Annotated in this window: 10 protein-coding genes and 1 pseudogene; 4 read left to right on the top strand and 7 right to left on the bottom strand. The window is 30.3% G+C overall.

Annotation, left to right across the window (positions count from 1 at the left end; all coding sequences use genetic code 11):
* Nucleotides 1-99: 99 nt before the first annotated feature.
* Together FS802_RS01480 and FS802_RS01475 are read left to right on the top strand one after the other, a co-directional pair.
* Nucleotides 100-810, top strand: coding sequence for a response regulator transcription factor (locus FS802_RS01480; RefSeq protein WP_098655064.1), 711 nt, complete (start codon nt 100-102; stop codon nt 808-810).
* Entirely contained in the window at nt 803-1,825 is a 1,023-nt protein-coding gene (locus tag FS802_RS01475) for a sensor histidine kinase (RefSeq protein WP_176545832.1), read from the top strand. The genes FS802_RS01480 and FS802_RS01475 overlap by 8 nt, the downstream gene beginning before the upstream one ends.
* 704 nt (nt 1,826-2,529) lie before the next feature.
* Here FS802_RS01475 and FS802_RS31815 read toward each other — a convergent pair.
* A pseudogene (locus tag FS802_RS31815) lies at nt 2,530-2,693 on the bottom strand (DUF3006 domain-containing protein).
* A gap of 783 nt (nt 2,694-3,476) precedes the next feature.
* Here FS802_RS31815 and FS802_RS01465 point away from each other — a divergent pair.
* Nucleotides 3,477-3,743: a hypothetical protein gene (locus FS802_RS01465; RefSeq protein ID WP_240519144.1), complete on the top strand. Its 267-nt coding sequence runs from the start codon at nt 3,477-3,479 to the stop codon at nt 3,741-3,743.
* Nucleotides 3,744-3,785: 42 nt separating this feature from the next.
* Here FS802_RS01465 and FS802_RS01460 read toward each other — a convergent pair whose 3' ends face one another.
* The 4 genes from FS802_RS01460 to FS802_RS01445 all read right to left on the bottom strand — a co-directional run bounded on the left by FS802_RS01460 (nt 3,786) and on the right by FS802_RS01445 (nt 9,410).
* Nucleotides 3,786-4,913, bottom strand: a complete 1,128-nt coding sequence (locus tag FS802_RS01460; RefSeq protein WP_098200181.1) for a Ger(x)C family spore germination protein — start codon at nt 4,911-4,913, stop codon at nt 3,786-3,788.
* A complete protein-coding gene (locus FS802_RS01455) occupies nt 4,910-6,013 on the bottom strand; it encodes a GerAB/ArcD/ProY family transporter (RefSeq protein ID WP_000527380.1) in 1,104 nt (367 codons plus the stop codon). Before FS802_RS01455 ends, FS802_RS01460 begins: the two co-directional genes overlap by 4 nt.
* Nucleotides 6,000-7,508, bottom strand: coding sequence for a spore germination protein (locus FS802_RS01450; protein WP_098077080.1), 1,509 nt, complete (start codon nt 7,506-7,508; stop codon nt 6,000-6,002). Before FS802_RS01450 ends, FS802_RS01455 begins: the two co-directional genes overlap by 14 nt.
* A gap of 858 nt (nt 7,509-8,366) precedes the next feature.
* A complete protein-coding gene (locus tag FS802_RS01445; RefSeq protein ID WP_098655063.1) occupies nt 8,367-9,410 on the bottom strand; it encodes a Fic family protein in 1,044 nt (347 codons plus the stop codon).
* Between the two features lie 1,318 nt (nt 9,411-10,728).
* Here FS802_RS01445 and FS802_RS01440 point away from each other — a divergent pair.
* Nucleotides 10,729-12,105 carry a lytic polysaccharide monooxygenase gene (locus tag FS802_RS01440; RefSeq protein ID WP_098655062.1) on the top strand — a complete coding sequence of 459 codons (1,377 nt, stop codon included), beginning with the start codon at nt 10,729-10,731 and terminating at the stop codon, nt 12,103-12,105.
* A 175-nt stretch (nt 12,106-12,280) separates the two neighbouring features.
* On the opposite strand, the gene FS802_RS01435 is transcribed toward FS802_RS01440, so the two are convergent.
* A complete protein-coding gene (locus FS802_RS01435) occupies nt 12,281-13,696 on the bottom strand; it encodes a phosphatidylinositol-specific phospholipase C (RefSeq protein WP_098655061.1) in 1,416 nt (471 codons plus the stop codon).
* A 407-nt stretch (nt 13,697-14,103) separates the two neighbouring features.
* Nucleotides 14,104-14,673: a hypothetical protein gene (locus FS802_RS01430; protein ID WP_000782799.1), complete on the bottom strand. Its 570-nt coding sequence runs from the start codon at nt 14,671-14,673 to the stop codon at nt 14,104-14,106.
* Nucleotides 14,674-15,003 lie beyond the last annotated feature (330 nt).

Here is a 15,003-nt window from a genome sequence, read left to right as displayed (position 1 = left end):
GGAATGCCAATTTTCTTATTTTGATAACATCTAAATTAAAGCGAATAAGCACAATAATTTTGGACATGTATAATAAAAATTAAGAAAGCAGGTGTTATTTTGCGAGAAATTAGAATTCTTATAGCGGATGATGAAAAAGAAATTAGAGATTTATTAAAAAAATATATGGAGCGAGAATTGTATAAGGTTGATGTTGCTATAGATGGCGAGCACGCTCTTTCTTTATTTAATAAAAACAAATATGATCTGTTTATATTAGATCTTATGATGCCAAAAATTGATGGGATTGAGGTCTGCAGAAAATTAAGAGAAAAAACGAATGTTCCTATTCTAATGCTCACTGCTAAAAATCATGAAACTGATAAGATATTAGGTTTAAGTATGGGCGCAGATGACTATATTACAAAACCTTTTAGTATAAATGAGGTAGTAGCTAGAGTTAAAGCCCTTATGAGGAGGTTTTTAGTTTTAGGAAGTGAAGCAGGGGATAGAGAACAAACACGTATAGAGTTTAAAGAAATCTCAATTGATATGAAAAAATATACTGTTTTCAAAGAGGGGGAAGAGATTCCTTTAACTGCAAAAGAGATGGAATTGCTAAGGTTTTTCGCTTCAAATCCGGAACAAGTGTTTACGAAATCTCAGTTGTTCCGTAATGTTTGGGGAGACCACTATTTAGAAGATGATAATACTGTCATGGTTCATATTCGAAAACTTAGAAAAAAAATAGAAGTGGATCCCTCTAATCCTCAATTAATACAAACAGTTTGGGGAATAGGATATAAGTTTGTAGGTGACCAAAATGTATAGCGACAAAATTATCTTGCTTAATATTCTTCAACTAATTTGTATTATAGGACTTTTTTTTACAGATTTAAATAACCAACTATTAGGAATAAATAAGCTTGCTTTGTACATAGTACTATTTTTCTTTACGACCTTTCTCTTACTTATAAGGTTTCACTTTGTTAATCGTTTGAAAATAATGATTGAGGAGTTAAAACGTGTAATTAAAGGAAATTTAACAACAAGGTTAATTGTGAATGAAGATAATGTATTTAATAAAATGATATTTTCTGTGAATGAATTAATTGAACAGTTAGAGAGAGTCCAAATCGAATCCATTAAATCTCAAAATGCGAGAAAAAGACTCTTATCAAGTATTTCTCATGATATCAGAACTCCTCTTACATCTATTATAGGATATATTGATGCTTTAAAAGATGATATAGCTGTTTCTCGAGAAGAAAAAAAAGAGTATCTTGAAATTATTTCAAGAAAATCCAGCAACTTAAAGCAATTAATCAATGAAATATTTAATATGGCAAAGCTAGATGCAGATGAAGTTTTAATAAATCCTGAATTTCTTGAGTTAACTGAGATTACGAGAGAAGTATTAATTGAATATTTGCCTGAAATCAAGAAGAATAATTTGGAGTTAAAGCTTAGTTTACCAAAAACAAAATGTTTTATCATGGCTGATTATCTAAGTATTATAAGAATTATAGATAACCTAATAAAAAATGCTATTATATATGGGAAAGAAGGAAAAGTACTTGGGATAGAACTCATTGAATCAAATCAAGAATTCCAATTGCTTATTTGGGATAAAGGACAGGGAATCACGGAACATGATTTGGATCATGTATTTGAACGAATGTATCGTAGTGACCAATCAAGAAATTCTATTAATGGAGGTAGCGGATTAGGGCTTGCTATTGCTAAATCATTAGTAGAAAAAAACCAGGGCAGGATTTGGGTTGAAAGTAGTCCATGGAATAAAACAGTCTTTGGCATCTCTTTTCCAAAAAAAGAAAAGGTTTAATAAAATAGATAATATATGGATTAAATTAAAATTTCTCCCCAACAATGTAATAAAACAGTTATACAATACAGCTTTACGTATTAGTGACATTTTAAGTTACAAAAATAGTATGAACAGGATTAAAAATGTTATTTAGAAATGAAAGAAACCAAAATAAAAAAGAGCAGTTAGTTGTAATAACTGCTCTTTTTTATACAACTTGGGTAACAAGCAGATTGTATTTTGATTATTATTAGTAGAATATTGGATTTTATTTAGTTCTTTAACAAAGTCCTAATCTAGTTAGAAATATAAAGCACCATAAAAGGGCCCAATGACTACTCTGAGTTGGTCATAATTATTCTACTGTAAAAATGGAAATCACAAAGGAGCGCTAGGAATTAATGATAAAGGCAATGAATAGTAAATAAGACAAAATACTTATTGTAAATGAATAATCCTTAGAGTTAGGGATTTAGGACTTCTAGTGTTGGTAAATCTCATACGGTTTTATAAAAAGAAAAAACGTATTAAAGATAACACATGAATATTTCATAAATGTATCAAAAAAGTGGACAATATAACTATTTTGTTCACTTTTTTGATCGTATATTTCACAACAGTAAAGGAAAAAAATACTATATTATTGCGAACAAAGCCTATGTGTATGTGAAATAAAGAAGAGCCATCCAATTGGATGGCTCTTCTTGTTTGATGAATTAATATTAATATTTTAATAGTTTATCCAATAAATTTTGAATTTCACGTCTGTTTTTTTCTATTTCCTTTTTATCAATTGTATACTTATTATCGTCAATAATAAGAACATCACCTTTTTTACAGTATAAGGGAGTGTGGATCTTGGTACTTCAATTGTTATGTTGTTAATTTAAATAATTGCTAATTCTCCTTCAAAACGGTCAAGATACAGCTCACATATTGCTGAATTAAATACGAAAGCATAGTTCGACTATGAAATAAACAACATAAGAAATTTTAACATAATCTGGACTGAACAGAATATGTAATAGTGCATTTTTAGTTTTATTGGATAGAGAACAGCAATATAAATAAAAAAGGGCATGCAGTCGTATCTGCCGCCCTTTTTTAGGAGGAATTTAAGACACCAATAGGACACGTATTGGTAAAAAGGCTCAAAAATAGTATATGTAAAAAGAAAATGTCCTATACCAAAAGTGGACTGAGCTTTATCTTTTTTACTTATTCAAAATCTAATTCCGTCCTTTTCAAAATCAGTAAAGCGAACGTATGGTTTGGAATGAAATTAGAAAAAGTATACATGAAACTGGCAGACAACAATTTTGTCGCCTGCCAGTGCCAATGGACTGAATGAGTTAGTCAATTACTATAAATTACTATCTCATTACCAGAAGAGTGAAGCCGCTAGTTCAAACGGCTTAAACCTAGTTTGCCTGATAAAGAAATAATTATGAGTAAAAATTTTGTTTGCTCTATATGAAAAGATAAATAGATATTCATCAGACAAGGATAATACAGCATACCTTGAATAGTGTGTAGGAACGAATTAAGGAAAAGAATGTTTATTAAGGAAGGGACTGAATCAGTAGTGGGAATTTCGGACAGGATTTGGGAAGCAGTGGCTGTCTTAGGCATTGCGACTAATATCATTGCTTGTATAATGGCAGTATAAATTCAAAAATATGAGCTAATGATAAACTGCCTTACAAATATTTTATTTTTAATTATTATAGCTATAACGTTTATCAAGATGAAAATTAACAAGTGGGTGGCATTAGGATTTACGTTGGTTGTAATAGAAAAAGGTATTAAGGCAGGTTATGACTTCTACACACATGATTACTATGGTGTCAGTTGGAGTTTAGCTATCATTGCCTATTGCATATATTGTATTTTCGTTAAAGCAAGGCATTATTCTCTCATAAAAAGGAATCACTAGAACAATATGTGATTCCTTTGAGAAATGCTATTAAATCTAAGACTAATTTCTAATGGTCCCAGTATCTTTTATTTTGACGTGTGTCTTTACATTTATTTTAGCCTCTGCTAACGCTTGCAACCAATCTCCTTTTACTTTTTTCCATTCTTTATATTGAAAAGCTCTAGCATATAGGGATAATCCGATTGGATCAATTTTATTCTGCTGTATTTCATTCAACATATTTTGTAAATTATTATTAATTTCTTTTTGAATAGCACTTTTTAAATTATTTATATTTGTTTTATTATCATAGTGCCCCTTAATTAAATTCGCATTGGTTTTTTCTATTAAAGCTACATTAGCATATATATTGAAATTAAATATAAACTTTCCGTTTTGAAAATCAACATCTACTTTCCTTGTCGCGTTCTGTACGAAGATAGAGGTGTTTGTTTTTTTGTTGGACTTTTTAGGAGGAAGCGCAAGGTGTAGTATCATTCGGCCGTTACTTTTTGGCTTATTAATAAGATTGAAAAATTTAACATCTTTTTTAGGGATATGAGTTAAATATTTCCCTTTTCGATTTAAAAATGCAATTCCTACTGTGTCGATTTCATTCTTTGTTTTTTTGATAATTGGAACAGCTTGCGTCATTCCTTCTTCATTTTGTTCTCTCATTAATTGTTGAATTGTAGAAGAGACGGATTGGTTATTTTGAATTGAGGATTCGATTACACCATTTATATAAGATGAAAGTGATGGTTTACTAGGCTTATGAATTTTAAAAATTTCTTCTGTAGGTCCATCTACAAGTACTACTTTAGTATTAATGGTAGCGTAAGGATCACGGTATGACGAATCAAGCTCCTGCAACCAATTTGCTTCTTGCGCTAATTTTTTCCCAATTAAAATGATTTCAGCTTTGGAAGCTGTCATATAGCCCGTTAATTTCGTATCTATCTTACTGAATCCAGTATATACAGTTGATGCATGTGTCCAATGTTCTATAGTACTTTTTTGCTGTTTATGATGAAAGAGTGGTATGCTTGTTCCAACTTTTATGTCTCCATTAGGGGTTTTATCCAAGCCAATTAACAGGATTAATGAAACCTTCTCAAGAGGAATTCTCTGACTACAACCAATTATATATACACAACAAATTACAATCCATATCCATTTTCGAATCAAAGTTGCTTCCTCCTAATAATCCAAGTAAAAAGAATACTGTAAGAGAAAAATAAGATTGGTAATAGAATAAAGAAAACGACATTTAAGATATCCATAAGAGAATATATAAACAAATATTGATCCACATCGGGATTTAGGAAAATAAATATGCCAACTATAAATAACATAAAAGCAAGCAGCGCCCAATTGCGGGTGTTTTTTTGAAGTGAAATGGTCACAGATTCAAAACTGAAAAATAAATACGGATATATCGTAGTGGAAAATACAATTAAATAGTAAGCGATATATATAATTTCTAATCGTTCCATGAATGAAAAACGAACCCCTTTTAACAGATGAAATACTGGCCAGATTACGTCTTTTATCCCCTCCGGACTAAAGTATATATAAGAAAGAATAGTCACATATAGATAGAAAAACATAGTTCCAGTATTCGCAATTAGTAGTCCTTTTATGGCTTTTTGTTTTCTTTGTAAGAACGGGTATATATAATATGCAATTTCTAAGCCAGCATAAGGAGTAATGGTTTCTTTTGTTGCCTTTACAATAGGGTATAATCCATCTTTAAAAATAGGTAGTAGGTGTAAAGGGTTGTAGTTAGTCTTTAGTGAAAAAAGAAGAAATAGTGGCATCCAAGTAGTGAAGAAGAAAACAAGCATAGAATAACTAGTAAGAGCCCTTAACCCACTCAGGGCTAAAATAATAAAAGGTAATAGTAATAATATGGTGATTTGATAAGCAGGAGTGGAAGGGAATATCCACACTTTTACAATATCAGTTGCCTTTAATAAAGTATTAAAGCCAGCAAAAAATAGATAAAAGGCATATAAAAGAAAAAGAATTGTCCCTATCCATTTACCAAAATATCTTTTTAAGATTTGTGAGAAATTTTTGTTAGGATTTTTTTGTAACATTAATATAATAAATACGCCGATTATAGAAGTAACTATCCATCCAAGAATGATGGAAATCCAGCCATCTGTGCCAGCTGTAGTAGCAAGTGGACTTGGCATAATTAACATACCTGATGCTAGTTGCAGTGAATGAATGAAAATAATAAATTCGAATAAAGTTAGGTTTTGAAATTTAAGATTCCCCATGCGAACCACCTTCTTTTTTCTTTTTTTGTTTCGGCTGTCCTGTACTCGAGCGGGTGGTAATCATAGAAATAGGAAATCTTACAAAAGAATCTTTTAATTCTTTGAGCCGAAATGGCGCGATTGGCAATCCGTATGGTGAACCATAGGAAGTTAGTGAAACAAAATGAGCGAATAAGAGCATTAATCCACTAACAATACCTACAATCCCATAAAAGTATGCCAATAACATCATTGGAAAACGAATAAGGCGTATAGAACTTGATAAATCATAATTAGAAACAATAAATGATGCAATGGCTGTAATAGATACGATAATAACCATAACGTTACTCACAAGACCAGCTTGAACAGCAGCCTGTCCAATTACAATCCCTCCAACAATTCCTATAGTTTGTCCAATGGGTTGTGGTAAGCGAATACCAGCTTCACGTAGCATTTCTAGTGTGATTTCCATTATAAAAGCTTCCAATAAGGGAGAGAAAGGGACTTTGACTCTTGACGTTGCAATAGAAGTGTATAAATCTATAGGAATGATTTCAAAGTGAAAAGAGACTATAGCAATATAAAATGCCGGTAAAAAAATAGCTATAATAAATCCTGCAAATCGTAATAGGCGAAAAAAAGATGCAATGAGCCAATGAATATTATAATCATCTGGAGTTTGAAAAAATCCAATTAAATTCATTGGAACAATCATTGCACCAGGGGATCTATCCATTAACACTGCTACTTTCCCATCAAGTAAATGATTTGAAATGGCATCTGGGCGTTCGCTTAAATAAGCCTGTGGAAAAGGAGTCCAATTTTGATCTTTTGTATAATTAGATAGTTCTCCAATGCTCAATACCGCATCCGTTTTAATTTTACAGATTCTAGTTTCTATTTCTTGGACAACATCTGCGTTTGCTACATCACCTAAGTAAATTAAATAGACTAATGAAGTTGCTCGTTCTCCAATCGTCAGCTTTTTGATTTTTAACTCTGTAGAAGGAAGATATCGACGAATTAAGCCTATATTTTTTGTGGCATTCTCAATAAATCCATCATGTGAGCCTTTAATAGTAACTTCTGAAATTGGTTCTTGAATTGCTCTTTCTGCCCAGCCTTTTGTATTTATTAGAAGTGACCGCTTTTCTCCTTCCATAAATAGAACACATTGACCTTCAAGTAATCCTTCTTTAATTTCATTCCATGTATAAACTATTTTGGTATGAGTAGCAATAATATTAGAATTAAATATTTGGCTGTCCTCATTTACTTTTTGTAATAATGGTGTAACAACATTGCCTTTTAAAGCGACACCATCTGTAAGGCCTTCAAAATAATATAGTAAAATATTCGTGTTTGTTTTTAATTGCAAAGGATGTTCGATTAAATCTGCACTAATATCAAAGATATTATCTAATGTATTTTTAAGCTCTTCTAAGTTACTTGTTTGGATCTTTTCAATGTTTTTATCTGTTTTAGTTTCTAAGGTCTCTTCATTTAAGGACAAAATTGACACCTCTTTAATATATAACGATTAGTTGTATTTATTATTTTTATATGATGGAATTTTATTCATAAATTTAAACAAATTTGGAATGGAAATTAATAATTGAGAGTAAAAAAGTAGAGGAAATTTGTGTGGAAATCTAAGTATCAAGATAGAATTGAAATTTGAATGATTATAACAAAAAAGAACCCTTGTAAGGCTCTTTTTCATAGTTGGTAAATATGTTGTCAACAATAGAGGGAAATTAAGATAGTAATTTAGATGTCTTTAAGTTAATCAGCTGAATTTTGTAGGAAGAATACTTTTTTCATATTTTAATGATCGATTAAAAAGACATTACATTTATTTGGGTGTTCTAGTGTATTTGAACTTTGCATGCTAACAATTTTTGTTTAGGGACAAAATGTTTTTTTCTAAATTGAAAGAAAAAATTAAAGTGCAAAATTCCTATTGTTTATTTTGGAAGGTATCAAATATTTCTTTGTCCTTATTTACTTGATGTTACCGTACGTTTATATGTTCCTAAGGGAAAGAAATACTTTCATTTTTATTAACCTCTATTATTTGATTAAGATGGTAACATGAAATTAAAACGTTTACAACCAGAAAATAAAGAAAAATATTAAAATACGACTTTTTTTGACAATTATTTTATGTTTATATCTAATTTTTTTATAGGAAAAGGCGGAGGAAAGCGGACCTTTTCCTATAAAATATCTTGTTGGAATTAGAAATAACTAAAAAAGTAATAATAGCTAAAAATTAAAGTGAAATTCAATGAATATGAGTTCAAAGTCATGAAATTCAATGATAAAGTTATAATTGAATTTTTGAACCTCAGGTATCTTGAAAGTATGGTCAAATTTTAATCCACGTTGCGTTTCGTCCTTTTGTAACTAGCTTAATATGGCCAAATAATTGCAAGGAATTTAATGCCTTACTAATTGTACTCTCTGCAATGTCTGGATAAGTGTTACGAATACTTTCCTTAGTAAAGGGTTGTTTTTGTTTAAGTATAAAATCCTGGATTCTCTCAACTTTAGTATGTTTACATATAGAATCTAGAACTGTGTTATGAAGATCTTTGTAAGCCTCTAATATAATTGTTAAAAACGTTTTTAACCAAAAGCTATTATTATGTTCCTCGCAGTACCAATTCACCGAAGATTTATAAATCGAATTGTAATAATCAGATTCATGTTTCTTAATATATTTATCCAAACATGCATATTTTACAAATGTATGTCCACTCTTAATTAACAGCAATTGCATTAACATAAATGCCAGCCTGTTATTACCTTGATTGAAAGGGACTATGCAATAAAAATTTAATATAAAACGAGCTATTAATAAAAGTGAATGTAGCCCCTTACTAGTATTTAATGAGTTGTATTGATCACATAATTGCTCCATAAACTGTGGAATAAGTTCATGCGGAAGAATGCGGTAACTATTCAAGTGCATTCCATGTTCTGGAATTCCTGGAATAATAAAAGGTTTTTCACGCCATTTGGCACTGTCCGAGGTAATGTAATGTATTAGTTGAAAATGCAATTCCTGTATAGTTGCTGGATTAATTAATAAAGTACAGGAGTTTTTATGTACAAAAGAAAGTGTTTGATAATAACAAAAAATAGCATCTTCTGAAATATTTTGAGGTACTATATCATCTAAAATAAGCTCTTTTAATCTTTTATTAGGAACTTTTACATCTTCATAAATAGTTGTGAAATTTTTTATGTAATGTAGTGGTATAGTTTTTTCTAAATTATTAAATATGTCAGGGTTTTGTTCCTGATAAGCAGCTAATTTTCCTTTGAACTCGCTAATGTCACTTATTAAATTTATTAACCTCCTTTTTAATTCAATATTTTTATACTTATCATCAAAAAAGTCTCTCATTTTTGTTCCCCCTGTAACCCCTTAACACGTTGTTGCATGTATCTTTCCATTCTAAAGGTATTCCACGACATCATTGTAAAATAACGACATTTTTGTTCTGATTTTGATCGTGTTTCAGAATCTATATTTTTATTTGGTATTTAAAATATAGAAATTATAAAGAAGAATCGTTAGGATTCAATTTTAATAGGCATAATCCTAACATCAAATGTACAAATGTACAATAAAAAAATAAAAAATATAAAACTATCGACTCTTTTGAAAGATAGTAAATTAATTGTAGGTATAAATGTGTTTTAGTTTAAGAGTAAATATTGAAGTGGTAATAAAATTTTCATAGTTGAAAAAATAGATAAGTAATTAATTTGTGACAGTTATGTGCCTAATCAATTCATTTGCAATGATGAGAATTCCACAATTAAATCCTAACGAGCCTAAATTTCTATATTTAGCCTAAAGATTAGGGGGCTATATTGATGAAATGTATCATTAAATATAGAAATATGTAACGTTTAACACTTGTATTGTAAAATATATTGACATAAGTTAATTTAAATACTAGGTACAGGAGCAGTTAATAACAATTCAGTAAAGTACCCTTTAAACGTTTCACCCTAAAAACGTTTATATTTATAATAATTGCAAGCACACTGAAGTTTTTTGTTTGTTCCTGTACCTTATTAGGTAAAAATAATATAATAAATTGATAGAATGTTATGGAGGAAATTGGATTTTCAATTCCTTTCTTTTACATTATCAATCTATAGATGATTTGTTTAAAATAAGGATTTACAGGGTAGAAGATGACTATTCACCAGTACTATAAAGTTAAGTTGGATATCTTATGGTATCTTATAGGAATAAATATAAGATTAAAAGGATTTGTGTACATTCACCATGTGAATATAAGTAAATTATTTATTGTGTTTTTTAAGGTTTAGAAAATATGTGTGAATTTAGCTTTGGAAATGACTTATTTGCAAGTTATATAATAGAAATGTGAAGTCTGGAAGAAACTGATATTATGAGTTCCTTCCAGACTTTTTTACTTTAAAAGTGTATTTTTTCTAAATAAGGTATAATTCCTTAAATTAATATTTGAATTTTTTGTGAAATTAAGTGAGGTTTTCATTCCTCTATTAATACATAATGTTACAAAATAGAGCTATTGTATTTATTTTATTTTTATATGAGATTAAAAATAATAATAAATGTAACAATGTATGAGTGATATTAGTATATTTACTAGTAATTTGTTCGTTTATCTTTATATTGCTATTATATTAGCGATAACAATAATATATTGGGGGGGACAAGAATGAATTTGAAATTTACATCTAAATTTGAAAGATTAAGAAAAAATAAAAAAGGAATTGGTGCTTGTGTTTTAGCTGCAGGGATGACGGCTATTACAATGATTCCTCAAAGTGCGTATGCACATGGATTTGTTGAAAAGCCAAGCAGTCGTGCTGCTTTATGTAGTCAGAATTATGGAGCATTGAATTTAAATTGTGGAAATATAATGTACGAGCCTCAAAGCCTAGAAGCACCTAAAGGATTCCCAGATGGTGGACCGATTGATGGGAAAATCGCTTCGGCAGGAGGACTATTTGGAGGAATTCTTGACCAACAAACATCAAATCGCTGGTTTAAAAATACGATTATGGGTGGAGCAAATACATTTACATGGAAATATACAGCTGCACATTCTACAAGTAAATGGCATTATTACATTACAAAAAAGGGATGGGATCCTAATAAGCCATTAACACGTGCTGACTTAGAACCAATTGGAACTGTGAAACATGACGGTTCGGCCGCATCAAATAATTTAACACATACAATTAATGTACCAACTGATCGCAATGGTTATCATGTTATTTTAGCTGTATGGGATGTAGCAGATACGTCAAATGCGTTTTATAATGTAATTGATGTAAATCTAGTAAATAATGAAACTCCCGATACAGTAGCTCCAAGTCAACCAACTGGATTAAATGCGTCTAAAGTTGTTGCCAATAGTGTTACACTAACATGGAAGGACTCTACGGATAATATAGGTGTAAAAGAGTATCAAGTGTTACGCAATGGAGAAGTAATTGATACGGTACCAGGTACAACATTTATTGATAAAAAGCTAAAAGCAAATACGGAATATACCTATACAATAAAGGCATTAGACTCTGCTGGAAACATATCAAAAGAAAGTGAAAAACTAAAAGTTAAGACAACAAATGAAACCCCAGATATAGAGGCTCCGACTCAACCGAAAGGATTACATAGTATGAGTACAACAGCGACAACTGTTGATTTGATGTGGAGTCCGTCTGAAGATAATGTAGGTGTAGACCATTATATTGTATATAGAGAAAGCGCTGGAGTTATGAATAAAATTGGGACAACGGCTAATACATCCTTTATGGATAAAGAATTGAAGGCTAATACATCGTATAAATATGTAGTAACGGCGGTTGATTTAGCTGGAAATGAATCTAGTAGAAGTGATGTTTTGAGTGTAACAACAAAGGCAGAGGATTCCACATATGAAAAATGGGATGCGAGAAAAGCATATACTAAAGGTGATAGAGTAGTACATGAGGGAAAAGTGTATGAAGCAGTTCAAGATTATCAAGGCAATGGTGACACAAATTGGATTTTTGCTCTATCGCTTTGGAAGGCAGTTTTGAATAAATGATAATCAGGAAAATGTAGTTAACATTTTTGGGTTTTTCTTTGAAAATAAAGGGTGTTCGAAAAATAAATTCTCTAATGGTTTAAATGATGTACTAATAAATTTAATCCCCATCTAATGTTTACGAAATGAAATTAATAAAAAATCCCAATGGTATTCCATTGGGATTTTTTATTTTCTAATTTGTAATAGCGTATATTTTCACAGTGAATTTGTTAGTGGCACCAATGGGACTTGCGATATAATATTTAGTATTTGTGTAAGCTTCAGTCCTAGATCCATGTGAAATATTTTTCCAACGAATAGAATCGGTACCTAGGGAAACATCAATCATTACATTGAAAGAGATAGTAGAAGGATGATCTTTTTCTGAGGGTTCAATAACCCATTTTAATTCTTTGGTACCTACAGGTAAACTATCAATTTTAAAGTTTTGACTGGATCGATTTTTTTGTCCGGATAAAGGGCTAGATTCGGATGGAATTTGCGAAATTAATATCTCTTTTTCATTTGAATGTACACCATTTAATTTAATGATACTATCAATTAAACCTGGTCCAGGAAAATCAGCTGCGATAATACCAGAATGTCTAATTCCACCTTGTTGTAAGAGTTCGGTCCCAAGTGTATTCATCCCACCATAATACACTTGCCCATTTCTATCGCGGGGAAAATCACCCCACGCATTAGTGGAATTCGTTTGAATTAACTTAGGGTTACTATCAGTATTTCTATTCTCTTTTCCGCTGGCAACAAACCAAGGATATACATTATTTAAAAATGCGGCTGCACCACCCGTACCACTAAAATGGTTAAGATATATTTTTCCATTATTAAAGTTAGTATTTGCACTTTGTAGATGAATTTTTATCGCATTCCATTTTTCATATATTTCGTTTGGTCCGCTTCCAATTTCAAATTTATCTTGTATATTCAAACTATCGTAATCAATACCGTACAATTGAGAGGATGTAAAGTTTTGTAAGACTACAATTTTACCTCGGATATCTCCTAAAGTAGGGTTGTTTTTGTCTATAGTTGGTACGGAATTAGGATCCCAAAAATATGAAGCATTAACGTTTTTATATTTTAAAAATATCTCCTCAAATGATGGAGATCCACTTTCAGGTGTAGTTTCTTCTTTTAAGCGCATTAAAATTGTTTCTGTCGGATAATCTTTTAAAAATTGAATTGCGTCTTTTAATACATCTTCAAAAACTGCTTTTTGATTTACAATGCCATGGTACATTGCAAAAGAATCCTTTACACGTTTAACGCGCATATCTACATATCGAATTCCAGAATTTAATTGTTGGGGTAGACTCATAGTTTGATTTCTTGTCAAATTTTCATCAAGAAAACTTGCTCCATGTAAAGCCATTGTACCATGAGTTCCTGGAATAGATATTTCACTTAATTTTGTTAAACCAGCTACTTCTGACATCCATGATGGATTCTGATATCCTATATTGGGTTCATAAGAATAACCTGGATGACTATCAGCTAAAATAGTAGATGGTGCACTTAAAATTGCTAGTGTAAAATAAGTGAGGATACTAATTTTAAAGAAATTTTTCATTTTTATTTTGTTCATTATATCTCTCCTGACTTTTAAACAATAGCTATAATAAGATGGTTTTTTACTATATTTATTGTTTTTTATTCCTAATGTAATGAATTTTTGTAATTAAAAAGAGGTAGTGAGCTAACTTAAGATATTATTAGTTTATTGTAATAATTTATATCTAATAGCCAAACGGATTTTTAAAAAATTGAAGCATAGATAGGTAAAAATAATCTTTTTGCTGTATTGTATACAAACAAAACAGAAGCCTTAAAAAGACTTCTATTTTGTGACATATTATGAATGATAAGGTGGTTAACAAATTAAGATAATGTGAGTGAGCGGTAAAAATCTATTTATAGCTGTTTCAGGAATTTCTTATAACAAGGCTATTTAGGAAAAGTGGTCCCTACAATGCTAATAAAAATTAAAACATTTTACTCATTAAAACTTAGACTAACTACAGTTGCGATAGATTGGGCTGCATGTTCCCAGCTTCCATCTATAACTTTACCAATCTGCTGACCAAGTGTATTTAAATCATTTGGATTAACTGGAATTCCATTATACGCAGCAAGAATTGATAAAAGTGGAGCAGCAAATGGTGTCCAACCACCTCTATCAATATTAAATACAGGCTTATCTACTACTTTTCCATCTTGCACAGTAAACTCATAATAAAATTGATCATCTGGACGGAAACTTAAATGATGAGAAATTTGTCCCTTAACATATTTTTTTCCTCCACCTAGATTTACTACTTCTATTTCTTTTACGTTAAATTCATGCTCAAATACTTTTATTTTTTTGATTTCTGGACCATTTAAGGCAGCATTAACAGCTGTTTCTAAATTATTTTGTGCTAATGGTTGAATACCCATTTGAGCCTCTTTTTGTTGGATAGGAGCCTCTTTTTCTGCAGCAAACACTGATGTAGTTGGTAGTGCACCTGTAGCTAATGTAGCTGCAAGTGCTGTTGTCATCATGATTTTTCTTTTCATCTTCATAGTTTTTCTTCCTCTCTTAAAGTTTTGATATATAATCTTTTAAAGACTGACATTGTGCAATATTTTATTTAATAATGTACAAAAAACTGGTTTAAGAATTATGTGGAATTATGTCAGAGAATTAAAATTAATTATATATGTATTTAAGATGATATCTATCTACACACGTTTTTTCAATTTTTAGATAAATGTAATAGTAATGACTTCTTAAGATTCAATTTAGTACCTTGTTTATCTATAGAAATCCTATAAACAAACTAATTTCATAGTGAATGTAATATATTTGATATTAAATGTCTTACATAATGCTATAAAATTTCACAATTTTTA

The sequence above is a fragment of the Bacillus sp. DE0042 genome, from assembly GCF_007680225.1.
Taxonomy (GTDB): Bacteria; Bacillota; Bacilli; order Bacillales; family Bacillaceae_G; genus Bacillus_A; species Bacillus_A wiedmannii.
Note: the sequence above shows the minus strand (reverse complement) of the source record. Positions and strands in the feature narration are given on the sequence as shown.